Genomic DNA, 25,563 nt, shown 5'->3' with positions numbered 1-25,563 from the left:
GTTTCAGGCTTTTTCGGAGGTCGCTTTTCCGCCATCTACATGCAGGAAGGACCTGGAGGCAGCGACGATTTGTCGCAGATCTTATTCTTTGTTGATTGAACGTTCAATCAAAACAAAATAGACTGGCCCTCACGCCGGTAGCCGTTTCACGACTGCCGGCAGGCCTAAGGAGATGTGCAAGATGCCCAAGGTCGGTATGCAACCCATACGCCGCCAGCAGTTGATCGAAGCCACGTTGCAGGCGGTCGACCAGGTCGGAATGGGAGACGCCAGCATTGCGCTGATCGCCCGTTTGGCCGGTGTCTCGAACGGCATCATCAGTCACTACTTTCAGGACAAGAACGGCCTGATCGCAGCGACGATGGGTTACATCATGAGCATGCTCAACGAAGGCGTCAGAGCACGCCGCCAGGCCCTCACGGACGACAGCCCGCGCGCTCACCTGAAAGTGATCATCGAGGGCAACTTCGATGCCAGCCAGGTGAACGGCCCGGCAATGAAAACCTGGTTGGCTTTCTGGGCTTCCAGCATGCACCAGCCCGATTTGCACAGGTTGCAGCGGATCAACGACCACCGCTTGTATTCCAACCTGTGTTGCCAGTTCCGCCGCGTCCTGCCGCTCTACCATGCGCGCAAGGCAGCCCGCGGCCTGGCGGCTTTGATCGATGGCTTGTGGCTGCGTGGCGCCCTGTCGGGTGATGCATTCGACACCGACCAGGCGATACGGATTGCTTACGAATACATGGATCTTCAATTGGCTAAGCAAGAGCGCACCGGCACGAATGCATAGCCAGCAACATTAATAACTACGTGGCTTGAAAACGTAGCGAGCGAAGGTTTCCACGCAGCATCAGGTGCGTGCCCTGCCCGCCATCGTTATCAGCCCGCCACACTCATGCACTTGCGAGGACTTTATGGCCCGTTTCGAACTGCAAAAACTCTACATTGACGGCGGCTACACCGACGCTGGCAGCGACGCCACCTTCGAGGCCATCAACCCGGCCAACGGCGAAGTTCTCGCACAAGTGCAGCGTGCGACCAAGGAAGACGTGGAACGCGCCGTCGTCAGCGCCGAAAAAGGCCAGAAAATCTGGGCCGCCATGACCGCCATGGAGCGCTCGCGCATCCTGCGTCGCGCCGTGGACATCCTGCGCGAGCGCAACGACGAGCTGGCCGCCCTGGAAACCCTGGACACCGGCAAGGCCTACTCCGAAACCCGTTATGTCGACATCGTCACTGGCGCCGACGTCCTGGAATACTACGCAGGCCTGGTACCGGCCATCGAAGGCGAGCAGATCCCGCTGCGCACCACCTCGTTCGTCTACACCCGTCGCGAGCCCCTGGGCGTGGTCGCCGGTATCGGCGCGTGGAACTACCCGATCCAGATCGCCTTGTGGAAATCCGCGCCAGCCCTGGCGGCCGGCAACGCGATGATCTTCAAGCCAAGCGAAGTGACTTCGCTGACCACCCTGAAACTGGCCGAGATCTACACCGAGGCTGGTGTTCCGGCTGGCGTGTTCAACGTCCTGACCGGCAGCGGCCGTGAAGTCGGCACCTGGCTGACCGAGCACCCGCGCATCGAGAAAGTCTCGTTCACCGGCGGCACCGACACCGGCAAGAAAGTCATGGCCAGCGCTTCCAGCTCCTCGCTCAAAGACGTGACCATGGAACTGGGCGGCAAGTCGCCGCTGATCATCTTCGACGACGCCGACCTGGACCGCGCCGCCGACACCGCGATGATGGCCAACTTCTACAGCTCCGGCCAAGTCTGCACCAATGGCACCCGCGTGTTCGTGCCGAGCCATCTGAAAGCTGCTTTCGAAGCCAAGATCGCCGAGCGCGTCGCGCGCATCCGTATCGGTAACCCGGAAGACGAAAACACCAACTTCGGCCCGCTGGTCAGCTTCGCCCACATGGAAAGCGTGCTGGGCTACATCGCCAAGGGCAAGGAAGAAGGCGCCCGCCTGCTGTGCGGCGGCGAACGCCTGACCGACGGCGCATTCGGCAAGGGCGCGTTCGTCGCGCCGACCGTGTTCACCGATTGCACCGACGAGATGACCATCGTTCGTGAAGAAATCTTCGGCCCGGTCATGGCCATCCTGACCTACGAAACCGAAGAAGAAGTAATCCGTCGCGCCAACGACACCGACTTCGGTCTGGCCGCCGGTGTAGTGACCACGGATCTGAACCGCGCGCACCGCGTGATTCATCAGCTCGAAGCCGGTATCTGCTGGATCAACGCCTGGGGCGAATCCGACGCCAAGATGCCGGTGGGCGGCTACAAGCAGTCGGGTGTCGGCCGTGAGAACGGCATCAGTTCGCTGAACAACTTCACCCGCATCAAATCGGTACAGGTCGAGCTGGGCGACTACGCCTCGGTGTTCTAAGGCAAAACTCGCTTTGCCTGCGAGGCCGCCTTCGCGGGCAAGCCTCGCTCCTACAAGGACAGTGTATGACCTGCAGGAGCGAGGCTCGCCCGCGATCGAGTGCGCAGCACTCGTCATGGCCAGACCTGACCAACTTCAAAGAGGGTGCATTCAATGTCCCAAGAATACGATTACATCATCATCGGTGCCGGCTCCGCCGGTAACACCCTGGCGACCCGTCTGACCGAAGACGCCGGCGTCACCGTACTGCTGCTCGAAGCAGGCGGCCCGGACTACCGTTTCGACTTCCGTACCCAGATGCCAGCCGCCCTGGCGTTCCCGCTGCAGGGCCGTCGCTACAACTGGGCCTACGAAACCGATCCTGAGCCGCACATGGACGGCCGCCGGATGGAATGCGGTCGCGGCAAGGGCCTGGGCGGCTCCTCGCTGATCAACGGCATGTGCTACATCCGCGGCAACGCCATGGACTACGACGGTTGGGCAAAACTGCCAGGCCTGGAAGACTGGACCTACCTGGACTGCCTGCCGTACTTCCGCAAGGCGGAAACCCGCGACATCGGCCCGAACGACTACCACGGCGGCGAAGGCCCGGTCAGCGTGACCACGCCGAAAGCGGGCAACAACCCGCTGTTCCACGCCATGGTCGAAGCCGGTGTGCAAGCCGGTTACCCGCGTACCGAAGACCTCAACGGCTACCAGCAGGAAGGTTTCGGCCCGATGGACCGTACCGTGACGCCTAAAGGCCGTCGCGCCAGTACCGCTCGCGGTTACCTCGACGTGGCGAAAAAGCGCTCGACCCTGAGCATCGTCACCCACGCCCTGACCGACAAGATCCTGTTCGACGGCAAGCGCGCCGTCGGCGTGCGTTATCTGGTCGGCTCCGCCGAAGAGCGCGTCGAAGCCCGTGCACGCAAGGAAGTCCTGGTGTGCAGCGGCGCCATCGCTTCGCCGCAACTGCTGCAACGCTCCGGCGTCGGCCCGGCCAAGCTCCTGGAAAGCCTGGACATCCCGGTGGTCCACGACCTGCCGGGCGTCGGCGAAAACCTGCAAGACCACCTGGAGCTGTACCTGCAATACGCCTGCACCCAGCCGGTCTCGCTGTACCCGTCGCTGCTCTGGTACAACCAGCCGGCCATCGGTGCCGAGTGGCTGTTCAACGGCACCGGCATCGGCGCCAGCAACCAGTTCGAAGCCGGCGGTTTCATCCGCACTCGCGAAGAGTTCGAATGGCCGAACATCCAGTATCACTTCCTGCCGGTGGCGATTAACTACAACGGCAGCAACGGTGTACAAGAACACGGCTTCCAGGCGCACATGGGTTCCATGCGTTCGCCGAGCCGCGGTCGCGTGCAACTGAAGTCGAAGAACCCGCGGGACTACCCGAGCATCCTCTTCAACTACATGGCCACCGAGCAGGACTGGCAGGAATTCCGCGACGGCATCCGCCTGACCCGGGAAATCATGCAGCAACCGGCACTGGACCAGTACCGCGGCCGCGAAATCAGCCCGGGCATCGAAGTGCAAACCGACGAACAACTGGACAAGTTCATCCGCGAGCACGCCGAAACCGCGTTCCACCCGTCCTGCTCGTGCAAGATGGGCACCGACGAGATGGCGGTAGTGGATGGCGAAGGCCGCGTGCATGGCATGCAGGGCCTGCGGGTGGTCGATGCGTCGATCATGCCGATCATCACCACCGGCAACCTGAACGCGCCGACGATCATGATGGCCGAGAAAATCGCCGACAAGATCCGCGGCCGCCAGCCGCTGCCACGCAGCAAGGCGCCGTACTACGTGGCGGGCGAAGCCCCGGTACGCGGCAAGCCGGTGCGTGAAGTGAGCGCCACCGCGCAGTAAGCCAAGACGGCGCCGATCGCAACGATCGGCGCCGTTTTACTGTCCGGGCCAGCGCTACACATTTCCTACATTCCCCTCCCCATCCGCGCTTGATACCACCCGCCGCACAGGCCTAATCTAGGCGCCTGCCAATGCTCCGCGGCACCCATTTCTTTCGCTTCGTTTCCGGCCTGTATCGAGCCCTTCGTGCTTTATCGCGAGCCAGCTCGCTCCTACAAAGCTGGCTGGCGACAAGGCCCTCGAAAGCGACGCTGTTCACATGGAGGTTCCCCGCATGTTCGATTTCCACCCCCAGCTCAAGCAGCGCTTCGCTGCCTTGCGCACGGGCGCCGAATTCTTTTCCTTGCGCTACGTGCGCGAGTCCGGCCAGTACCTGTCGGTACGCAAGAACGTGGCGGAGCCGCCGAGCCTGAGCCGCGACGAAGGCGCGATGCTGACCGTGCGGGTCAAGGGCGTCGAAGCGTACGCCGCGACCAACGACCTGTCGCAACATGGCCTGCAGACGGCGCTGGAGCGCGCCGAGCAACAGGCCCGGCTGATTGCCGCCCACGCCCTGCTCGACCTGCGCCAGCAGGCGGTCTCCAGCGACCGCGGCGATTATTTTTCGCCCAACCTCGAACAGCCCTTTCCGTCCCTGAGCGACTGCTACCAATTGCTCGGCGACGAGTCGGCGGCGGTGCCCAAGGACGAGCGGCTGGTGAACTGGCAGGTCAGCATCGGCCTCACCCAGGTCGAGCAGATCTACCTCAACAGCGCCGGCGCCGAACTGCGCCAGGCCCAGCGCTTCGTCTACCCGGGCCTGGACGTCACTGCCTACGACGGCAATGACAGCCAGACCCGCAGCCTGGGCCGCGAGAACTTCGGCCAGCAGGGCGGCGCCGACGTGATCAGCCGTTGCGGGCTGATCGGCTCCGCTCCCCAGGTCGCCGACCAGGCGCTGCAACTGCTGCTGGCGCCCAACACCCCGCAAGGCGCGCGCGACCTGCTGTTGATGCCCGACCAGATGATGCTGCAAATCCACGAGTCCATCGGCCATCCGCTGGAACTGGACCGCATCCTCGGCGACGAGCGCAATTACGCCGGCACCAGCTTTGTCAAACGCAGTGACTTCGGCAACCTGCAATACGGCTCCAGCCTGCTCAACGTGACCTTCGACCCGGACATTCCCGAGCAACTGGCCAGCTACCGCCATGACGACGACGGCACGCCCGCCAGCAAGCAATTCCTGATCAAGCAGGGCCTGCTGCTGCGTCCGCTGGGCGGCGCGCTCTCGCAGTTCCGCGCCGACCTCGACGGCGTGGCCAACAGCCGCGCCTGCAGCTGGAACCGTCCGCCCATCGACCGCATGGCCAACCTCAACATCGAGCCCGGCGACCAGCCGCTGGCGCAGCTGATTGGCGGCATCGAGCACGGCATCCTGATGTCCACCAACCGCTCCTGGTCCATCGACGACGCGCGCAACAAATTCCAGTTCGGCTGCGAATGGGGCCAGTTGATCGAGAACGGCGAACTCAAGGGCGTGGTGAAGAACCCCAACTACCGGGCGATTTCCGCGCACTTCTGGAAAAGCCTCAGCGCCGTCGGCGACGCCAGCACCTTCAAGGTGCTGGGCACGCCGAACTGCGGCAAAGGCGAACCGAACCAGGTGATCCGCGTCGGCCATGCCTCGCCGGCCTGTGTTTTCAGCAATGTCGATGTATTTGGAGGAGACGCCTGATGAGTACGTCCATGAGTCAGGCCGAGCAGTTCAAGGCGCTGGTGCAGTGGCTGGGCGACGCCGTGCGCGAACCCGAGCAATTCACCCTGAGCTACGCCGCCGAATCCTCGCAGTTCATCCGCTTCAACCACGCCAAGGTGCGCCAGGCCGGGCAAGTGCAGCAAGCCAGCCTCGACCTCAAGCTGATCGATGACGGACGCCATGCCGACCTCGCCATCACCCTCGCCGGCGATCCGCAGGTCGATGTCCAGCGCCTGGCCGAAGGCCTGCAACAGTTGCGCGAAACCCTGCCGCTGCTGCCCCGCGACCCGTACCTGCAGCTCAACCACAACGGCTGGAAAACCCATGATGTACAGGAACAGCCGCTGCCGCCCAGCGAGCAGGTAGTGGCCGAAATCGCCACGGCCGCCGCCGGCCTGGACCTGGTGGGGTTCTACGCCGCCGGCCCGATCAGCCGGGGCTTCGCCAGCTCCTCTGGGGCATTTGGCTGGCATCAGGCCAACAGCTTCAATTTCGATTTCAGCCTGTTCCACGACAACGGCCAGGCCGTGAAGGCCAGCTACGCCGGGCACCAATGGAGCAGCGACGGCCTGGCCCAGCGCTTGCGCCAGGCCCGCGAGCAGCTGGAATTCCTCGGGCGGCCGCTGCGCACCCTGGCGCCCGGGCACTATCGCGCCTACCTGGCACCAGCGGCCCTGGAAGAAATCGTCGGCATGCTCAGTTGGGGCGGTTTTTCCGCCCAGGCCATCGCCAGCAAGCACAGCCCGTTGCAGAAACTCTATGCCGGTGATGCCCGCCTGAGCCCCATGGTGGCGCTGGACGAACAGGTCAGCGGCTCGTTGAGCCCGGCGTTTTCCGACGAGGGTTACCCGCGCAGTGATCTGTCGCTGATCGCCGGCGGCGTGGCCCAGGGGCAACTGATCAACTCCCGCAGCGCCGCCGAATACGGCCTGGCGACCAATGGCGCAAGCAGCGGCGAATACCCCACCGCCTTGAACATGGCGGCCGGGCAGTTGTCGCAGCAAGACATCCTCAAGCAACTGGGCACCGGCCTGTACATCAGCAACCTGTGGTACCTGAACTACTCGGACCAGCCGGCGGCGCGCCTGACCGGCATGACCCGCTTCGCCACTTTCTGGGTGGAGAACGGCGAGATCCAGGCACCGGTCAGCACCATGCGTTTCGACGACAGCGTCTACAGCCTGCTGGGTTCGCACCTGGAAGGCCTGACCCGGGAGCGCGAACTGCTGCTGTCGGCCAGCACCTACAGCCAGCGCCAGACGGCTTCGGCGCAACTGCCGGGGGCGCTGGTGAGCCGGCTGACGCTGACCTTGTAGGAGCGCAGCTTGCTCGCGATGGCGGCGTTAGCTTCAGCCTCGATGCTGGCTGTTCGGACGCTATCGCGAGCAAGCTCGCTCCTACAGCAACAGGGGTACGTGTTCATAACGAGAAAGAGGTCCCATGCCCAACCGTGCCGAGCTTGACGCCACCACCGCCCGCTCGCTGCCCTGGGTGGTGGCCATCGCCTTTTTCATGCAATCCCTCGACGGGACCATCCTCAACACCGCCCTGCCGGCCATGGCCCGTGACCTGGCGGAAGATCCGTTGCGCATGCAGGGCGTGGTCATCGCCTACATGCTCACCGTGGCGTTGCTGATCCCGGCGTCGGGCTGGATCGCCGACCGCTTCGGCACCAAGAAGATCTTCTTCGGCGCCATCCTGCTGTTCAGCATTGGCTCGTTGCTCTGCGCGCTGTCCAACTCCCTGGGCCTGCTGGTCGGCGCCCGGGTGATCCAGGGCCTGGGCGGCGCCCTGATGCTGCCGGTGGGGCGGCTGGTGGTGCTGCGCGCCTACCCGCGTTCGGAGCTGGTGCGGATCATGGGCTTCATCACCATTCCCGGGCTGCTCGGCCCGTTGCTCGGCCCGACCATGGGCGGCTGGATGGTGCAGTACCTGTCCTGGCACTGGATCTTCCTGATCAACCTGCCGGTGGGCGCCATCGGCTGCTACGCGGTGTGGCGCTTCATTCCCGACCTGCGCGGCAGCGAGCGCACGCGGTTCGACGGCCTGGGCTTCTTGCTGTTCGGCGCGGCCATGGTGCTGATCACGATTGCCATGGAGGGCCTGGGCGAACTGCACCTGCCGCACCTGCGGGTGATGTTGCTGCTGTTCGGCGGCCTGGCCTGCCTGGCCGCCTACTGGCTGCGGGCCGGGCATATCGACAACCCGCTGTTCGCGCCTTCGCTGTTCAAGGTGCGGACCTTTGCCGTGGGCATCCTCGGCAACCTGTTCGCCCGCCTCGGCAGCGGCGCCTTGCCGTTCCTCGTGCCCCTGCTGTTGCAGGTCGCCCTCGGCTACACGCCGTCCCAGGCCGGGATGAGCATGCTGCCGCTGGCGGCCGCGGCGATGCTCGCCAAATCCATCGCCCGCCCGCTGATCGAGCGCCTGGGCTACCGCATCGTCCTCACCGGCAACACCCTGGCGCTGGGGATCATGCTCGCCAGCATGGGCCTGGTCACGCAGCAGACGCCCTACCCGCTGCTGCTGGGCATGCTGGCGGTGCTGGGGGCGATCAACTCGCTGCAATTCACGGCGATGAACACCGTGACCCTGATCGACCTCGACGACGCAGCCGCCAGCAGCGGCAACAGCCTGCTGTCGGTGGTCGCGCAACTGTCCCTGAGCCTCGGGGTGGCCTGCGCCGGCGCGTTGCTCGGCGGCTTCACCGCCGAAGCCGGCAACGACGGCGTGAATACCGTGCTCGGTGCTTTCCAGCTGACCTTCCTCACCGTGGGCATCATGGCGATGCTGGCGGCGGCGATCTTCCTGCAACTGTCGCCCAAGGACGGCCGGCGGGCGAAGAAGGTCCAGGAGCAGCACATCGAACACTGACGCCCCCCTGTAGGAGGTACGTGGGCGGCGGTGCTTTCTGGCTACTTTTCGTCCAGAAATTGCAGGTTGAGGGAGCGGGACTGATACACTGCGCGACATTTTGTTTTGCAGGCCCGTCCCGTGACCACCATCGCCACCGCTTTTAATACTTTGCCGCTGTCCGCCGCCATGCTGGCTAACCTCGACTCACTCGGTTACGCCCAGATGACGCCGGTCCAGGCGCAAAGCTTGCCGGTGATCCTCAAGGGCATGGACCTGATCGCCCAGGCCAAGACCGGCAGCGGCAAGACCGCTGCGTTTGGCATCGGCCTGTTGAACCCGATCAACCCGCGCTACTTCGGTTGCCAGGCGCTGGTGATCTGCCCGACCCGTGAGCTGGCCGACCAGGTGGCCAAGGAAATCCGTCGCCTGGCCCGCGCCGAAGACAACATCAAGGTCCTGACCCTGTGCGGCGGCGTGTCCTTCGGCCCGCAGATCGCCTCGCTGGAACACGGTGCGCACATCATCGTCGGCACCCCGGGCCGCCTGTCCCAGCACCTGCGCAAGGGCTCGCTGAAACTCGACGGCCTCAACACCCTGGTCCTCGACGAAGCCGACCGCATGCTCGACATGGGCTTCTACGACCCGATCGAAGAAATCATCGCCTACACCCCCGAGCGCCGGCAGACCCTGCTGTTCTCCGCCACCTACCCGGTGGGCATCAAGCAACTGGCCTCGAAATTCATGCGCGACCCGCAGCAGGTGAAAGCCGAAGCCCTGCACGCCGACAGCGAGATCGAGCAGCGTTTCTACGAGATCTCGCCGGACGAGCGCATCGACGCGGTGGTCAAGGTGCTGAACCACTTCCGCCCGCAATCCTGCGTGGCCTTCTGCTTCACCAAGCAGCAGGTCCAGGACACCGTCGACCACCTGACCGCCAAGGGCATGTCCGCCGTGGGCCTGCATGGCGACCTGGAACAGCGCGACCGCGACCAGGTGCTGGCGATGTTCGCCAACCGCAGCACCTCGGTGCTGGTGGCCACCGACGTGGCCGCCCGCGGCTTGGACATCGATGCCCTGGACATGGTGATCAACGTCGAACTGGCGCGGGACTCGGAAATCCACATCCACCGCGTCGGCCGCACCGGCCGCGCCGGCGAGAAAGGCCTGGCCGTCAGCCTGGTGGCGCCATCCGAAGCGCACCGCGCCCAGGCCATCGAGCAGTTGCAGAAGGCGCCGTTGAACTGGGAACAGATCGACAGCCTGAAATCCCAGGGCGGCGGCCCGCTGCTGCCGGCCATGAGCACCCTGTGCATTGCCGCCGGGCGCAAGGACAAGGTGCGCCCGGGCGACATCCTCGGCGCCCTGACCGGCGACGCCGGCATCCCCGGTGCCCAGGTCGGCAAGATCGCGATTTTCGATTTCCAGGCCTATGTCGCCGTCGACCGCGCCATTGCCAAGCAGGCCCTGCAACGCCTGAACAGTGGCAAGATCAAGGGTCGTTCGCTGCGCGTACGCATCCTGTAATACCGCCGCGGCCAATTCCTGCTCTGGTAGGAGCGAGGCTTGCCCGCGATCGAGGCACCGCGGTCTGTCAGGCATGACCGCGTTATCGTTCATCGCGGGCAAGCCTCGCTCCTACGGGAACGGGGTCGCCTCGAAACTTTGTGTGAGGACACCGTTTTGCGCTCTACCGAAGTCGTGATCATTGGCGCTGGCGCCGCAGGGTTGATGTGCGCGCTGACCGCGGCCGGCCGGGGGCGCCAGGTCATGCTGCTGGACCACGCCAACAAGGCCGGCAAGAAGATCCTCATGTCCGGCGGCGGGCGCTGCAACTTCACCAATATGTATACCGAGCCAGCCAACTTCCTCTCGCAGAACGCGCACTTCTGCAAGTCGGCCCTGGCCCGCTACACCCAGTGGGATTTCATCGGCCTGGTGGCCAAGCACGGCGTGCCATACCACGAGAAAAAACTCGGCCAGCTGTTCTGCGACAACAAGTCCAGCGACATCCTCGGCATGCTCCTCGACGAATGCGAACAGGTCGGCGTCCAACTGCACCTGGACACCTCGATCCAGCAGATCGAGAAGCTCGACCCCGGCTACCTGCTGGAAACCACCCTCGGCCAGCTGAAGTGCCAATCCCTGGTGATCGCCACCGGCGGCCTGTCGATCCCGACCCTGGGCGCTACCGGCTTCGGCTATCAAGTGGCCAAGCAGTTCGGCCATGAATTGTTGCCAACCCGCGCCGGGCTGGTGCCGTTCACCATTACCGACCAGCTCAAGGAGTTGTGTGGCGAGCTCTCCGGGACCTCGGTGGATTGCCTGGTGAGCTGCAACGACATGAGCTTTCGCGAGAACATCCTGTTCACCCACCGCGGGCTGAGCGGCCCGGCGATCCTGCAGATTTCCTCGTACTGGCAACCCGGCGACACGGTCGAGATCAACCTGCTGCCGGACCACGATGTGCCGGGCTGGCTGCAACAGCAGCAGGCCGAACGCCCCAACAGCGAGCTGAAAACCCTGCTCGGCGAAATCTTCACCAAGAAAATGGCCAACCTGCTGGCCGACAACTGGTTCGTCTCCAAGCCGATGAAGCAGTACACCCACGCCGAGCTGGCGGACATTGCCGACAAGCTGGCGAGCTGGCAACTGGTGCCCGCCGGCACCGAAGGCTACCGCACCGCCGAGGTCACCCTGGGCGGCGTCGATACCCGCGAGGTGTCGTCCAAGACCATGGAATCGCTGAAAAGCCCGGGGCTGTATTTCATCGGCGAAGTGCTGGACGTCACCGGCCACCTGGGCGGCTTCAACTTCCAGTGGGCCTGGGCCTCCGGCTACGCGGCCGCGCAGTACGCCTGAGCCCGTCGATAAAACTGTAGGAGCGAGCTTGCTCGCGCCTACAGTTTTAGGGATCCGGCAGAGGATTTGTGAACAGCCCCCCGCGCTCAAGGAACAGAATTTGCTGGCAGATGTGACGCCCCCATTGCGCGGTCGTCAATACTGGCTCAATTTAGCGGCATCGCCCCGGAAGGCCTTTCTCACTTCATGTCCTCGACCACCTTTCGCCAGTCCCTGCGGCGCCTCTGGGCGCTGGATAAATTCAGCTACAGCGTGCGGGTGTTCATCGCCCTGACCGGCAGCATGGCGCTGTGCTGGTACCAGGACGAAATGACGTTGCTGATCCCGTTGTTCCTGGGGATCATCGCCAGCGCCCTGGCCGAGACCGACGACAGCTGGCAAGGCCGGATCAATGCCCTGGCCGTGACCCTGGTGTGTTTCAGCGTCGCCGCCCTGTCCGTCGAACTGCTGTTCCCCTACCCCTGGATCTTCATCATCGCCCTGGCCCTGGCGAGCTTCGGCCTGACCATGCTCGGCGCCCTGGGCGAACGCTATGGGGCGATTGCCTCGGCGACCCTGATCCTGTCGGTCTACACCATGATCGGCGTGGACCAGCGCGGCGGCGCGGTCACCGACTTCTGGCACGAGCCGCTGCTGCTGGTGGCCGGCGCCGCCTGGTACGGCCTGCTGTCGGTGCTGTGGCAAGCGCTGTTTTCCAACCAGCCGGTGCAGCAGAGCCTGGCGCGGCTGTTCCGCGAGCTGGGTTACTACCTCAAGCTCAAGTCGTCGCTGTTCGAGCCGATCCGCCAACTGGACGTGGAAGCCCGCCGCCTGGAGCTGGCCCAGCAGAACGGCAAGGTGGTGGCAGCCCTGAACACCGCCAAGGAGATCATCCTGCACCGGGTCGGCAACGGCCGCCCGGGCTCGAAAGTCAGCCGCTACCTGAAGCTGTATTTCCTCGCCCAGGACATCCACGAACGCGCCAGCTCGTCCCACTACCCCTACAACGCCCTGACCGACGCGTTCTTCCACAGCGACGTGCTGTTCCGTTGCCAGCGCCTGCTGCGCCAGCAAGGCAAGGCCTGCCGGGCCCTGGGCGAATCCATCCAGTTGCGCCAGCCATTCGTCTACGACGCCGGTTTCGCCGAGGCCCTGAGCGACCTGCACGCCTCCCTGGAACACCTGCGCATCCAGAGCAACCCGGCCTGGCGCGGCCTGCTGCGTTCGCTGCGGGCGCTGGCCGCCAACCTCGGCACCCTCGACCGCCTGCTCAGCGACGCGAGCAACCCCGACGCCCTCGCCGACGCCACCGACAGCAGCCTGCTGGACCGTTCGCCGCGCAACCTCAGGGACGTCTGGACCCGCCTGCGCACCCAGCTGACGCCGACGTCGCTGCTGTTCCGCCACGCCCTGCGCCTGCCCCTGGCGCTGACCGTCGGCTACGGCATGGTGCATTTGATCCACCCGTCCCAGGGCTACTGGATCATTCTCACCACGCTGTTCGTCTGCCAGCCGAACTACGGCGCCACGCGGCGCAAGCTGGGCCAGCGGATCATCGGTACGGCCATCGGCCTGGTGGTCGCCTGGGCGTTGTTCGACCTGTTCCCCAGCCCGCTGGTGCAGTCGCTGTTCGCGATCGCCGCCGGGGTGGTGTTCTTCACCAACCGCACCACCCGCTACACCCTGGCCACGGCCGCCATCACCATCATGGTGCTGTTCTGCTTCAACCAGGTGGGCGACGGTTACGGGCTGTTGCTGCCACGGCTGTTCGATACCCTGCTGGGCAGCCTGATCGCCGGCCTGGCGGTGTTCCTGTTCCTGCCCGACTGGCAGGGCCGACGCCTGAACAAGGTGCTGGCCAATACCCTGACCTGCAACAGCATCTACCTGCGGCAGATCATGCAGCAGTACGCGGCCGGCAAAAGCGACGACCTGGCTTATCGGCTGGCCCGGCGCAATGCCCACAATGCCGACGCGGCGCTGTCCACCACCCTGGCCAACATGCTGATGGAGCCTGGGCACTTCCGGAAGGAAGCGGACGTCGGCTTTCGCTTCCTGGTGCTCTCGCACACTCTGCTCAGCTACCTCTCCGGCCTCGGCGCGCACCGCGAAACCCAGCTGCCGGCGGAAGTCCGCGAACAGCTGATCGACGGCGCCGGGGTCAGCCTGGCCAGGAGTATCGATGAAATCGCCCAGGGGCTGGCGAGCAAGCAGCCAGTGGCGATCCAGAGCGATGCCGAGGAAGCGCTGGCCAACGAACTGGAGCAGATGCCGGACGAGATCGATGAAGGCCAGCGTCTGGTGCAGACCCAGCTGGCGCTGATCTGCCGCCAGCTGGGCCCCTTGCGGACCCTGGCGGCGCATCTGATAAAGGACACCGGCGACGAACAGGTCGCGTAGCGGCTACATCCCGTGCTGACGCAACAATCGGTCGTAGCTGCCGTCGGCTTTCATCGCCGCGATCTCCCGGTCGAACTTCGCCACGATCTGCGCATGCTCGGGGTTCTTCAAGCTGACCAGGATATGCAGGCCGTTCTCGCTCAGGGAGTTGGGCAGGAATTCCACTGCATTACGTACCCGCGGCGACTCCCGCGCCAGGTAATAGCGGGCGACGTACTCGTCTTCCAGCGTCAGCTTGACCCGACCGACCGCCAGCATCCGCACCGCCATGGCGAAGTTGTGCACCGGGACTTTCTGCAGGTCCGGATCGCTGTCGAAATCGGGGGAATAGGCATAACCGCGCACCACCGCGATGGGGTAGCCGTGCAACTGCTTGAGGTTTTTGTATTCGACGGGCGCGTCTTTGCGCTGGATGAAACGCACCCGGTTGACCAGGTACTCCGAGGAGAATTGCCCCAACCGGGTGCGTTCCTCGTTGAACCAGGCATTCACCAGCACGTCGTAACGTCCCTCGCCGACACCGAGCAGCGCCCGCGCCCAGGGTACCTGCTCGAATTCGCTGGCATAACCGGCCCGCGCCAGCGCGGTACTGACAATATCGGTGGCCAACCCGCCATTGACCAACGTCGCATCGGTGAAGGGCGGCCAGGCATCGGCCACCAACCGCAATTTTTCCGCATAAGCGCTCTGGCCCAGCAACAGCAATCCGATCAAAGCAAAAGCTCGATGCAATCGCGGCATGCTAAAAGATCCTTAGCGGGCGGACAGCCCTGCGTTTTTTTGCCCAGACTCGAGGATTTCCGGCCGGTGAAAAGGCCGCGACCCAGGTCCTAACAGTAGCTCATGGGCGCCACAGCACAGCGCTTCAACGCAGATTACACAAACCAGACAGCGGTGAACCATTGCGATGATGGCATTTTGACCTACCTCACAAAAACACCGGCCCGTTCCCGGGCAAGACAAGCCTGCGCCAGGCGCTTAACATCCGGGCACAGCTTCTAAAGGGATGAAACGATGACAATCGAATGGCTCTGCAAACATCACACCGACCTGGGCAAAGAACAGCTGTACGCGATCCTGCAACTGCGCACCGAGGTCTTCGTGGTCGAGCAGAAATGCGCCTACCAGGAAGTCGACGGCCTGGACCTGGAAGGCGATACCTGCCACCTGATGGCCTGGGACGATGACCAACTGGTGGCCTACCTGCGCCTGCTCGACCCGAACTCCCAGGGCGGCGACGTGGTGATCGGCCGCGTAGTGATCGCCCCACAGGCCCGCGGCCAGGGCCTGGGCCATGAACTGATGGAACACGCCCTGAAACAGGCCGAGAAGCACTGGCCGCAAATGCCGATCTATCTGTCGGCCCAGGCCCATTTGCAGGGCTATTACGGACGCTACGGCTTTGTCGTCGTTGGCGAGGAATACCTGGAAGACGATATTCCCCATATCGGCATGCGCCGGGACTGATACCGCTATCGCGAGCACTCGAGCGTCGACTGGCTGCTCCTACAGAAAAGCGTGCAATCCCCTGTAGGAGCGAGCTTGCTCGCGATCAGGTCAACCAGCCGCCACCGATCCCTCAGGGATACTCCAGCACCGCCTTGATCCGTGGCAGGTTCGCCTCGATCCAGCGCTTGTCGATCGCGCCCCAGCTGTTGATCCGGTAGCTGCCGGCATGATTGCGGGCGCCGTCCTGCTGCTCGAACTCGCAGAGGATATCCAGGTCCGCCAGGGCGGCGATGGTGTCCTGGGCCGTGCGCCGCGGCATGCCGGTGGCCTCGGTCAGGGCCGGGACGTTGCTGGCCAGGCCGCTGTCGATCAGGTACGCCACGTACAGCCGGCGGTAAAAACTGCTCTTGGTCTTGCTCACGTCCATCGCCCGCTCCTTGTGCCGCGGATTATTCGACCCCGCCCGCCCCGCCTTGCAAGTCGCGCCAGGTCAGGTAGACCCGCAGGTCGAACTCCAGTTGGTGATAGCCCGGCAGCATATGCTCGCAGAGCTTGTAGAACGCCTTGTTGTGGTCGCTTTCCTTGAAGTGCGCCAACTCGTGGACGACGATCATGCGCAGGAATTCCGGTGCCGCGTCCTTGAACAGCGAGGCGATGCGGATTTCCTTCTTGGCCTTAAGCTTGCCGCCCTGGACCCGCGAAATCGTGGTGTGCAGCCCCAGGGCGCGGTGCGTCAGGTCCAGGCGGTTGTCGAACAGCACCTTGTCGATGGCCGGGGCGTTGCGCAGGTATTCCTGCTTCAGCTCCAGGGCATAGCCGTACAGCGCCTTGTCGCTCTGCACTGTGTGCCGACCGGGATAACGCTGGCTCAGGTAATCGCCCAGCCGCCCTTGCGCGATCAGCTGGCGCACTTGTTCTTGCAGGGTAGCGGGATAGGCCTGGAGGTATTTCAACGCGGTCATGGGGCGGCAACGCAATCACGAAAGGCCGCCAGTGTAGCGAATTCAGCCCGGCAACGCGCTCCAGTCGAACGGCTTGGCGAAGCGCTCGACATCCGCCGCCATCAGCGGTCGCGCCACCAGGAAACCCTGCACGTACTCGCAGCCGTTGACCTGCAGCCAGCGGTACTGCTCCAGGGTTTCCACGCCCTCGGCGATCACCAGCACGCCGAGCATCCGGCACAGGTCGATCACGCAACGCGCCAGCGCCGCATCCCGCTCCGAGTCCGGCAGCCTGGCGATCAGGTGCCGATCGAGCTTGAGGGTATCCAGGTCCAGATCCCGCAGGTGGGCCAGCGAACAGGCGCCGGAGCCGAAGTCGTCCAGCGCCACTCGCACGCCGAGCTGGCGTAACAGGCGCAGTTGCTTGCGCGTCTCGTCGAGGTTCTGGGTCAGGGCATCTTCCGTGACCTCGACCTCCAGTTGCCAGGGTTCCAGGCCATGCCGCTGCAAGACCTGGCGCAGTTCGGCGGCCAGGTTCGGCATGGCGAACTGGGTGCCGCTCAAGCTCACGCCGAGCACGGTCTGCTCGGCGAACAACCCCTTCCAGGCCGCGCGCTGACGCGTACTCTGCTGATAGATCCAACTGCCCAGGCGGCTGATCAACCGCGCTTCCTCCAGCAGCGGCAGGAACAACCCCGGCGGCACGTCGCCAACGCTCGGGTGCTGCCAGCGCAACAAGGCTTCGAAACCGCGCAGGCGTCCGTCGGCAATCGCTACCTGGGGCTGGTACACCAGGTTGAACTCCTTGCGTTCGACGGCACTGCGCACGCTTTCCTCGAGCATCAGCCGCGAGCGGGCGCGGCCGTTCATTTCATGGTCGTAGTAGCGATATTGCTGGCGCCCGGCGCGCTTGGCCTCGTACATAGCGATATCCGCCGCACGCATCAGGCCATCGAGGTTGGAACCGCAATCGGGGTAGATGGCGATCCCGATGCTGGCCCCCAGGGCGACCTCCAGGCCGTCGATCTGCTGGCAGATGGAGATCCGCTCGATGAGCTTCTCGGAAATCTTCGCCGCCTGTTCCGGAAACTCCAGCTCCAGCAAGGCGGTGAATTCGTCGCCGCCCATCCGCGCGAGGATATCGAAGGAACGCAGGCAGGCCTTCAACTGCTCGGACACCCAGCGCAGTACCCGGTCGCCGGCGTCGTGCCCCAGGGAATCGTTGACCCGTTTGAAACCGTCCAGGTCCATGTACAACAGCACCAGCGACTTGTCCGAACGCTCGCTGCGCACCAGCACGCTTTCCACGGTCTGGTAGAAACCGCGGCGGTTGAGCAGGCCGGTCAGCGGATCGGTGACCGCCTGGTATTCCAGTTGCTGGTGCAGGTGGCGAACTTCCGACATGTCGAGCAGCGTCACCACCATGGCCTTCTGTTCGCTCGGCAGCGGCGCGCAGGACAAGGCCACCGAGACCTGCTGGCCCGGTACGGTACGCAGCGTGGCGTCGTGTAGGCGATAGGTTTCGCCCTTGCGATAACTGGCATACAGCTCGGATTCAGCCCACTGCGGCACATGGGGTTTGTGCAGGTAGTCGAGCAGGCCCGAGCCTTCCAGCTCGCTCACCTGGGCATTGAGCAAGCGCGAGACCGCCGGGTTGGCAAACCGGATGGTCCCGCTTTCGTCCACCACCAGGATGCCTTCCGCGGCGTTATCCAGCACCGAGGCATTGAAGGCCCGGGCGTTCTCCAGGTCGTGGCTCAAGCGTTGCAGCGCGCGGCGGTTGCGCTGGTGCTCCAGCAGCGCCTGGACCTTGGGCTTGAGGATCTGCGGGTCGAACGGCTTGAACAGGTAATCCACCGCGCCGCTGGCATAGCCCTTGATCATCGCGTCCTTGGACTGCTCGTTGGCGGTGAGGAAAATGATCGGGGTCAGGCGGGTCCGCTGGCTGCCGCGCATCAGGCGGGCGACTTCGAAGCCGTCCATTTCCGGCATCTGCACATCCAGCAGCACCAGATCGATATCGTGCTCCAGCAACAGGCTCAGGGCTTCGATGCCAGAGGCGGCGGTAATGACCTGCCAATCGTGGCGCTGCAAGAGCGCACGCATGCTGATCAGGTTTTCGGGGTAATCATCGACAATCAGTAAGACTGAGCTGGCTTCACCTGGCCGAGGTTGCGCGCATTCCATGCTGCTTCTCTTGTCTGTGTAGGGCCGGCCCGCGAGAAGACCGGACAAAAACTGAGCCTTCACTCTAGACCCGGATCCGCCAAAGCAGAAGCTGTCACAGCGCCATCATTTAACCAAAGCCCCGGGCACCCGACTAACGGTCAGCCCTGCAGCCCGCTGAAACCGGACGACATGGCACTTCGACAGAGGGTTGACGTCAATTGTCCGCCAGACGGGCATTAACAAAGACGCCTTCTACGCTTATAAAGACCGCCCTCAAAAATGCAGGCCAAAGCCTTTGCCGGTCCGTATCCGGCATTCAATCGGGAAGCTTCGACCATGATCGACCTCGCAACCTGGAATCTGAGCATTCCCGTCGGCAGCCCACCAGCGACCATCGACACCCCCAAGCTGGTGAGCGGTTTCAAGGATCAGTACTTCCATTCCGACACCGGCACGCTGTTCTTCTGGTCGCCCGTCACCGGCTCCCGTACCGCCAACGCCATCTACCCGCGCAGCGAACTGCGCGAAACCTACGCCGACGGCACCCTGAGGAACTGGACCTACCCGCAGGCCGACAACCTGCTCTACGCCACCCTGGCGGTGAACCAGGTGCCGTCCTCGGGCAAGATCGTCATCGGCCAGATCCACGCCTACAACAGCACCAAGCCGCTGGTGAAGGTCGAGTACCAGTACAAGGCCAGCAAACAGAACGGCAACATCGTCGCCAAGGTCCGCATGCGGCCGGACGACAGTGAAAGCCGGGTGATCATGGTCGCCGAGAACGTGCCGCTGGACCGCGAGTTCTCCTACCTGATCCACCTGAGCCCGGGCGGCGCCCTGGGCATCAGCGCCGCGGGTTATCAGTGGGACACCCAGATCAGCGCCACCTGGCGCGACAAGCCGCTGTACTTCAAGGCCGGCGTCTACGTACAGGACAACACCGGCTACACCAGCGAGGGCGGCAAGGTGACCTTCTACAAGCTGGATATCGACCACAACAAGACCTGAGCCCCTCCCTGCAGGAGCGAGCTTGCTCGCGATGAGGGCGGATCATTACGACGACCCAATGCGTTTGGAACGCAAAGGCAGAGGAAATTTTGAACAATGCCCGGCAAGCCCGCGATGCGATGGAAGCGCAGATGAACGGGCAAGCCATTTCGGAAAAACAACACCAACGGTCCGTACGGTTAGTTTTTTATCTAGAAGCCCCGCAAACACAGCGGGGAAAATTTTAAATAGATAAATAAACTAACCGCCCAGTCCAGCAGTCATTGAGTCAATTTTGCCTGGGAAGAACGTGGATAGTCCTTGAATACTTCCCGAAACAACGGTGAAACGATTCTGGCTCCTCGCTCACTAAGATGATTGTCATCGTAGTAAATGGGCCATTCATCCTTTGAGCCGTAACACCTTCCATCGTGGCAGAGGTACGGCAGGGGATCCAGAATGGTGATTCCACACTTTTGTCTTGCTGCGTCCTGAGCCTCCCAGGCAAACGCATTTCGCGCTTGGTACTCCTCCATGCTGATAGAGGTACCGCTATTCTTCCCGAGTAAAAAAGCCCGTGCTGTGGCCGTCGGTACAGAGGACTTCATTTCTGGAATTGGACGAACCATGAACACCGGGTGATATTTTGCGATTTCACAAGCCGCATTAATCAGGCCTTCTCGCATCTCGTGCAAAAACTCAGGCGTTCGTTCCGCATATTGTTTATCGAAATACACCGTTGGCTTTTGGCCTTCTGAAAACCCATGTATATATGCAGACGTTTCATTCATGATGACCACGGGGACATTGGAAGGCAGGCTTTTCTGTTTTTCCAATGCCCAACTGACAAACTCACCGCAAGTGGTATTGAGCTGCTTCACGCCCATGAAGGTTGGGCAGGCACTGAATGTCCAGTGCAGCACATTCAGCTTCTTATCAGGCAGCGCATTTTCGACTGCCGTCATGATGGACGCCGCATGACTGTCACCGATGACTACCACGCCAAGTTGATCACCTCCGTAGGTACACTCTGGGGTTTTCGATGTTCCCCCCACATGGCACACCATCCTGCGTGGATGAATGTTTTGAGCCTCGCTTAAAATCTGTACATATTTTTCCGGTAGTCGAGCAGAGAATCCACTATTCATCGCGATGACTTTGCCGATAATAGGTACCGCAAGCACACCTAAGAGCAACATTGAGGCGGAGAATATGCGGCTTCTACTATTGAGCACCTTCTGGGACTTTTGCTCGATGAATCGATATGAAAAATGCCCCAGAACGATCGTTATACCTAGGCCGATGAAAGCAGCTTGAAGGTTCAGATATTCCAGAAAGTACAGCCCCACGACCACGGGCCAGTGCCATAGGTAGAGTGAATAAGAGCGGGTCCCCAACCATTGCACAAAAAAGTTACTGGTAAATAATGAGTCATTACGGGCGGCGGCTAATACCAGAGCCGAACCCAATACAGGCACTAAAGCATGACTGCCCGGCCAAACGGTGTTCTTGTCGAATACAAGGATACTGAAAACAATTAAAGTCAAACCGACGACTTCAACTACACGACGTTTTACCGGAGAAAAATTGACATGGGCTCCGAGCAGAAATGTCAAACTGCCCGCAAGCATTTCCCAGATCCGCATCGGAAGATAATAAAAAGCTTTGCTAGGGTCCACACTCGCGTAATGTATCGAAGCGCCCAAAGAAACAAGAAAGACGAGCACGATCATGATTGTGATGAGTGATCTGCCAGCCTTTATTTTCCAGGCTGCAAGCAGTGCCAATGGAATAGTCAAATAGAATTGCCACTCCACCGCCAGAGACCAAGTGTGCAGCAACCACTTTTCGTGAGACGCGGCATCAAAATATCCAGCTTCCTGCTGAAATTGGATATTTGAAAAAAACAGAACCGCACTTATGGCGTGTTCACCGAGAATTCCATATTCCAGTGGAGCGAGACAAAACCAGCCTACCGCTAGTAATGTTGCGCAGAGTACCAATAACGTTGGGAGAATTCGCTTTGCCCGTGCCAGGTAGAAACTCCACAACAACGAACTGTAGTTTTCACTTTTTTTCTTCTCGAGGTCTTCGATGATTATTTTTGTCATCAGCAAGCCTGAAATGACGAAAAATATATCTACGCCGATAAATCCGCCAGTGATCCCCGGAATATTGAAGTGGTAAAGCATCACCGCCACGACAGCCCAGGCTCTCAGCCCATTGATGTCGCGTCTGAACTTTTCGTTATTTGCGGTTGCTGAAGTCAGGCTCACGATGTGTTGCACTCTCTGGAATCCTGCACGAGCGTAGGTGCTGCCCGCACCACAGTTTTTATTGTCGTTGGTTGGCCGCCGGCGATTCTAGATTAGTCGTCAGGCTTTGTCTGTTTATGTAACTGATCCATAAACCCCACCTATCCAAACAGGCGGCGCCTGAGATGGGGTGGAAACCGCCACCTTGATATCCAGCTCGATCGGGGCCTCGAGGCCGTCGATGGATTTTCGAAAATCCACGGACTTGGGGTATAGGTACGTTTTTCGACCTTTGCGCCGGGTCGCATCATGGTGAGCTGGCTCCTGAGAAAATTCGGGAACACAGCATCGGGGATCAACTACCGGAGTTGAATCTGGGGTTCATGGCGCGCTTACGATCATTCAACGAATGATGTCGCCTGACAAATAGCTATCGCGTGCAGGCCTCGCTCCTACAAGGTGAAGCATTTACCACAGGCACAAAAAAGCCCGCATCGCTGCGGGCTTTTTCGTTCAACACCAAGTCTTAGTTGACCTTGGCGTTCAGCTCACCCTTGAGGTAACGCTGGAACATCGCTTCCAGGGAGATCGGCTTGATCTTCGAAGCGTTGCCCGCGGTACCGAAGGCTTCGTAACGGGCGATGCACACGTCGCGCATGGCAGTCACGGTGGCGCCGAAGAACTTGCGCGGGTCGAACTCGCTCGGGTTGGTGGCCATCAGGCGACGCATCGCACCGGTGGACGCCAGGCGCAGGTCGGTGTCGATGTTGACCTTGCGCACGCCGTACTTGATGCCTTCGACGATTTCCTCGACCGGCACGCCGTAGGTTTCCTTGATGTCGCCACCGTACTGGTTGATGATCGCCAGCCACTCTTGCGGAACCGAAGACGAACCGTGCATCACCAGGTGGGTGTTCGGAATGCGCTTGTGGATTTCCTTGATGCGGTCGATGGCCAGCACGTCACCGGTAGGCGGCTTGGTGAACTTGTAGGCGCCGTGGCTGGTGCCGATGGCGATGGCCAGGGCGTCGACCTGGGTCTTCTTGACGAAGTCCGCGGCTTCTTCCGGGTCGGTCAGCATCTGGCTGTGGTCCAGCACGCCTTCGGCGCCGATGCCGTCTTCTTCACCGGCCATGCCGGTTTCCAGGGAGCCCAGGCAGCCCAGCTCGCCTTCCACCGAAACGCCGCAGGCGTGAGCCATGGCCACGGTCTGCTGGGTCACGCGCACGTTGTACTCGTAGTCGGTCGGGGTCTTGCCGTCTTCGCCGAGGGAGCCGTCCATCATGACCGAGGAGAAGCCCAGCTGGATCGAACGCTGGCAGACGTCAGGGCTGGTGCCGTGGTCCTGGTGCATGCACACCGGGATGTGCGGGAATTCTTCGATCGCGGCCAGGATCAGGTGACGCAGGAAAGGCGCGCCGGCGTATTTGCGGGCACCGGCCGAAGCCTGGACGATCACCGGAGAGTCAGTCTTGTCAGCTGCTTCCATGATGGCGCGCATCTGTTCAAGGTTGTTGACGTTGAAGGCTGGAACGCCGTAGCCGAACTCGGCTGCGTGGTCCAGCATCTGGCGCATGCTGATGAGTGCCATTGTGTGTGTCTCTCCCGGTCGAGGGTCGTTAATCGTGCAAGCCTGCCGTAGCGGCGGCTGCTATTCAAGTGATTGCAGATCGGGGGTCGGCCCGGCCTGCGGATTCGTTACTTCATCAATCTCAAGAGCCGCGCCTCTCTCTGTAGGAGCGAAGCTTGCTCGCGATCAGGGTCGTCACATTCGACATCTCTGTGAATGGTTGGATCGCTATCGCGAGCAAGCTTCGCTCCTACAGGTTCAGCATCGGTTCCCGGCCTACGGCGCTTTACAGCCGCGGCCGATCAAATCGTTGGTGGCGACCCAGTAAACCAGGCCCTCGTCACCTTTTTCGTGAAACGCCAGCATGTCGTTGCTGTACAGCGCGCCGGAACCGCTCGGCTCCAGTTTCAGGCGATAGACCTGATCGGCCCCGCCCAGGCGCACATCGACTTCCTTGCGGCTGCCGTCGGTGTAGCGCCAGACCACTTGGGCCTGGCTGTCGCAGACCCAGGTCGTCCAGTGGTCCGTCTCGGACGACTTGAACAGGTCGAAGCTGCTGCAACCTGCGAGCAATCCCAACGCCGCCACGGCGATAAAGCCTTTCATCGGTGTTCCTCGGCCGACGGCCCAAGGCCGTCAGCACAACGCGTTATCGAATCAGACCCGTCAAGGGCAACCATGTTCCTTGGCCTTGGCTGGAGTCTCGTACTTGTCCAGACCCTCGGGGCCCATGCGCTTGTTGATCACCGGCGCGGTCTCGGCCTGCCAGTCAGCCTGGTAACAGCCCTTCTCCGGCTCCGCCGAATCGGCTTGCGACTGGACAGGACTGCTGCCGCAACCGGCCAGCAAACCCGCGACAATCAACGGCACTACTGTCTTGACCATATGAACACTCCTTTGCCTGGCCATTGGGGCGTTAGGCTTTGGCCCGGCTTTCCAGGACTTCCACCGCTGGCAGCACCTTGCCCTCGACGAATTCGAGGAAGGCACCGCCGCCGGTAGAAATGTAGGAGATCTGCTCGGCCACGCCATATTTATCGATGGCCGCCAGGGTGTCGCCGCCGCCCGCGATGGAGAACGCGGAGCTTTCGGCGATGGCCTGGGCCAGCACCTTGGTGCCGTTGCCGAACTGGTCGAACTCGAACACACCGACCGGACCGTTCCACAGGATGGTCTTGGACGACTTGAGCAGTTGGGCGAAATTCGCCGCGGTCTGCGGGCCGATATCCAGGATCATGTCATCGGCGGCCACGTCGGCGATCAGCTTGACGGTCGCCGCGGCACTTTCAGCGAACTCCTTGGCCACGACCACGTCCACCGGCAGCGGCACGCTGACCTTGGCAGCAATGGCGCGGGCGGTGTCCAGCAGGTCCGGCTCGTACAGCGACTTGCCGACCGGGTGACCGGCAGCGGCGAGGAAGGTGTTGGCGATGCCGCCACCGACGATCAGTTGGTCGCAGATCTGGCTCAGGCTGTTGAGCACGTCGAGCTTGGTCGACACCTTGGAGCCGGCGACGATGGCGGCCATCGGCTTGGCCGGAGCGCCCAGGGCCTTGCCCAGCGCATCCAGCTCGGCGGCCAGCAGCGGGCCGGCGGCGGCGACCTTGGCGAACTTGGCCACGCCATGGGTCGAACCCTCGGCGCGGTGCGCGGTGCCGAAGGCGTCCATCACGAACACGTCGCACAGGGCGGCGTATTGCTGGGCCAGCTCGTCGGCGTTCTTTTTCTCGCCTTTATTGAAGCGCACGTTCTCGAACAGCACGATGTCGCCGGCCTTGGCCTCGACGCCGCCCAGGTAGTCGGCCACCAGCGGCACGTTGCGGCCCAGGGCGCGGCTCAGGTAGTCGGCCACGGGCTTGAGGCTGTTCTCGGCCGAGAATTCGCCTTCGGTCGGACGGCCGAGGTGCGAGCAGACCATCACCGCCGCGCCTTTTTCCAGGGCCAGCTTGATGGTCGGCAGCGAAGCCAGGATACGCGCATCGCTGGTGACAACACCGTCCTTGACTGGGACGTTGAGGTCTTCGCGGATCAGTACGCGCTTACCTTGCAGATCGAGGTCGGACATCTTCAACACGGTCATGGGTCGCAATTCCTGGGTTACTGTTTTCTGGAAACGGAA

Annotated in this window: 20 protein-coding genes; 11 read left to right on the top strand and 9 right to left on the bottom strand. The window is 62.4% G+C overall.

Translation table 11 applies throughout. From position 1 onward, the window contains the following. Window positions 1–181 precede the first annotated feature (181 nt). From betI to yccS, 9 genes are all read left to right on the top strand, one after another. Entirely contained in the window at window positions 182–790 is a 609-nt protein-coding gene (gene betI / locus BTN82_RS30355; RefSeq protein ID WP_075122677.1) for a transcriptional regulator BetI, read from the top strand. Window positions 791–914: 124 nt separating this feature from the next. Then, a complete protein-coding gene (gene betB, locus BTN82_RS30350; protein ID WP_075122676.1) occupies window positions 915–2,387 on the top strand; it encodes a betaine-aldehyde dehydrogenase in 1,473 nt (490 codons plus the stop codon). Between the two features lie 153 nt (window positions 2,388–2,540). Next, window positions 2,541–4,244 (top strand): choline dehydrogenase, encoded by a 1,704-nt coding sequence (gene betA, locus BTN82_RS30345; protein ID WP_075122675.1) that lies wholly within the window; start codon window positions 2,541–2,543, stop codon window positions 4,242–4,244. A 274-nt stretch (window positions 4,245–4,518) separates the two neighbouring features. Then, window positions 4,519–5,961: a TldD/PmbA family protein gene (locus tag BTN82_RS30340; RefSeq protein WP_075122674.1), complete on the top strand. Its 1,443-nt coding sequence runs from the start codon at window positions 4,519–4,521 to the stop codon at window positions 5,959–5,961. Continuing rightward, on the top strand, window positions 5,961–7,298 hold the full coding sequence (locus BTN82_RS30335) for a TldD/PmbA family protein (protein WP_075122673.1): 1,338 nt from the start codon (window positions 5,961–5,963) through the stop codon (window positions 7,296–7,298). Before BTN82_RS30340 ends, BTN82_RS30335 begins: the two co-directional genes overlap by 1 nt. A gap of 124 nt (window positions 7,299–7,422) precedes the next feature. Continuing rightward, complete coding sequence (gene mdtD, locus BTN82_RS30330; RefSeq protein WP_075122672.1) at window positions 7,423–8,853, top strand: multidrug transporter subunit MdtD; 1,431 nt, start codon at window positions 7,423–7,425, stop codon at window positions 8,851–8,853. A 168-nt stretch (window positions 8,854–9,021) separates the two neighbouring features. Continuing rightward, window positions 9,022–10,359 (top strand): ATP-dependent RNA helicase DbpA, encoded by a 1,338-nt coding sequence (gene dbpA, locus BTN82_RS30325; RefSeq protein ID WP_261793038.1) that lies wholly within the window; start codon window positions 9,022–9,024, stop codon window positions 10,357–10,359. Window positions 10,360–10,515: 156 nt separating this feature from the next. Then, on the top strand, window positions 10,516–11,694 hold the full coding sequence (locus tag BTN82_RS30320; protein WP_075122671.1) for an NAD(P)/FAD-dependent oxidoreductase: 1,179 nt from the start codon (window positions 10,516–10,518) through the stop codon (window positions 11,692–11,694). Between the two features lie 186 nt (window positions 11,695–11,880). After that, window positions 11,881–14,073: a YccS family putative transporter gene (gene yccS, locus BTN82_RS30315; protein WP_075122670.1), complete on the top strand. Its 2,193-nt coding sequence runs from the start codon at window positions 11,881–11,883 to the stop codon at window positions 14,071–14,073. Window positions 14,074–14,076: 3 nt separating this feature from the next. Here the strand turns inward: yccS and BTN82_RS30310 are convergent, their stop codons facing one another. After that, window positions 14,077–14,814 carry a substrate-binding periplasmic protein gene (locus BTN82_RS30310; protein WP_075122669.1) on the bottom strand — a complete coding sequence of 246 codons (738 nt, stop codon included), beginning with the start codon at window positions 14,812–14,814 and terminating at the stop codon, window positions 14,077–14,079. A gap of 273 nt (window positions 14,815–15,087) precedes the next feature. On the opposite strand from BTN82_RS30310, the gene BTN82_RS30305 reads away from it, so the two are divergent. Further along, on the top strand, window positions 15,088–15,540 hold the full coding sequence (locus tag BTN82_RS30305; RefSeq protein WP_075122668.1) for a GNAT family N-acetyltransferase: 453 nt from the start codon (window positions 15,088–15,090) through the stop codon (window positions 15,538–15,540). Window positions 15,541–15,652: 112 nt separating this feature from the next. On the opposite strand, the gene BTN82_RS30300 is transcribed toward BTN82_RS30305, so the two are convergent. From BTN82_RS30300 to BTN82_RS30290, 3 genes are read right to left on the bottom strand one after another with little or no spacing between them, the layout of a single operon-like run. Next, window positions 15,653–15,949 carry a helix-turn-helix domain-containing protein gene (locus BTN82_RS30300; protein ID WP_075122667.1) on the bottom strand — a complete coding sequence of 99 codons (297 nt, stop codon included), beginning with the start codon at window positions 15,947–15,949 and terminating at the stop codon, window positions 15,653–15,655. A gap of 22 nt (window positions 15,950–15,971) precedes the next feature. Continuing rightward, the gene (locus BTN82_RS30295) at window positions 15,972–16,484 is read right to left on the bottom strand and encodes a M48 family metallopeptidase (RefSeq protein ID WP_075122666.1); all 513 of its coding nucleotides are present in this window, start codon (window positions 16,482–16,484) and stop codon (window positions 15,972–15,974) included. A gap of 42 nt (window positions 16,485–16,526) precedes the next feature. Further along, window positions 16,527–18,650, bottom strand: a complete 2,124-nt coding sequence (locus BTN82_RS30290; RefSeq protein WP_075122665.1) for a putative bifunctional diguanylate cyclase/phosphodiesterase — start codon at window positions 18,648–18,650, stop codon at window positions 16,527–16,529. Window positions 18,651–18,968: 318 nt separating this feature from the next. Here BTN82_RS30290 and BTN82_RS30285 point away from each other — a divergent pair, with 318 nt between their 5' ends. Further along, complete coding sequence (locus BTN82_RS30285) at window positions 18,969–19,640, top strand: polysaccharide lyase family 7 protein (RefSeq protein WP_075122721.1); 672 nt, start codon at window positions 18,969–18,971, stop codon at window positions 19,638–19,640. A 260-nt stretch (window positions 19,641–19,900) separates the two neighbouring features. Here BTN82_RS30285 and BTN82_RS30280 read toward each other — a convergent pair whose 3' ends face one another. The 5 genes from BTN82_RS30280 to BTN82_RS30255 form a co-directional block, all read right to left on the bottom strand. Continuing rightward, entirely contained in the window at window positions 19,901–21,907 is a 2,007-nt protein-coding gene (locus tag BTN82_RS30280; protein ID WP_081375528.1) for an acyltransferase family protein, read from the bottom strand. A gap of 493 nt (window positions 21,908–22,400) precedes the next feature. Beyond that, the gene (gene fba / locus BTN82_RS30270) at window positions 22,401–23,465 is read right to left on the bottom strand and encodes a class II fructose-bisphosphate aldolase (RefSeq protein WP_003229012.1); all 1,065 of its coding nucleotides are present in this window, start codon (window positions 23,463–23,465) and stop codon (window positions 22,401–22,403) included. Window positions 23,466–23,720: 255 nt separating this feature from the next. Further along, window positions 23,721–24,050 carry an MliC family protein gene (locus BTN82_RS30265; RefSeq protein ID WP_075122664.1) on the bottom strand — a complete coding sequence of 110 codons (330 nt, stop codon included), beginning with the start codon at window positions 24,048–24,050 and terminating at the stop codon, window positions 23,721–23,723. 60 nt (window positions 24,051–24,110) lie between these two features. Further along, on the bottom strand, window positions 24,111–24,329 hold the full coding sequence (locus BTN82_RS30260; protein ID WP_075122663.1) for a hypothetical protein: 219 nt from the start codon (window positions 24,327–24,329) through the stop codon (window positions 24,111–24,113). A gap of 31 nt (window positions 24,330–24,360) precedes the next feature. Then, the gene (locus BTN82_RS30255) at window positions 24,361–25,524 is read right to left on the bottom strand and encodes a phosphoglycerate kinase (protein ID WP_075122662.1); all 1,164 of its coding nucleotides are present in this window, start codon (window positions 25,522–25,524) and stop codon (window positions 24,361–24,363) included. Between the last annotated feature and the right edge of the window lie 39 nt (window positions 25,525–25,563).

The organism is Pseudomonas chlororaphis, assembly GCF_001921865.1.
Classification (GTDB): Bacteria; Pseudomonadota; Gammaproteobacteria; order Pseudomonadales; family Pseudomonadaceae; genus Aquipseudomonas; species Aquipseudomonas chlororaphis_D.
The sequence above is the reverse complement of the archived record's forward strand: the minus strand, read 5'-3'. Positions and strand labels throughout refer to the sequence as shown.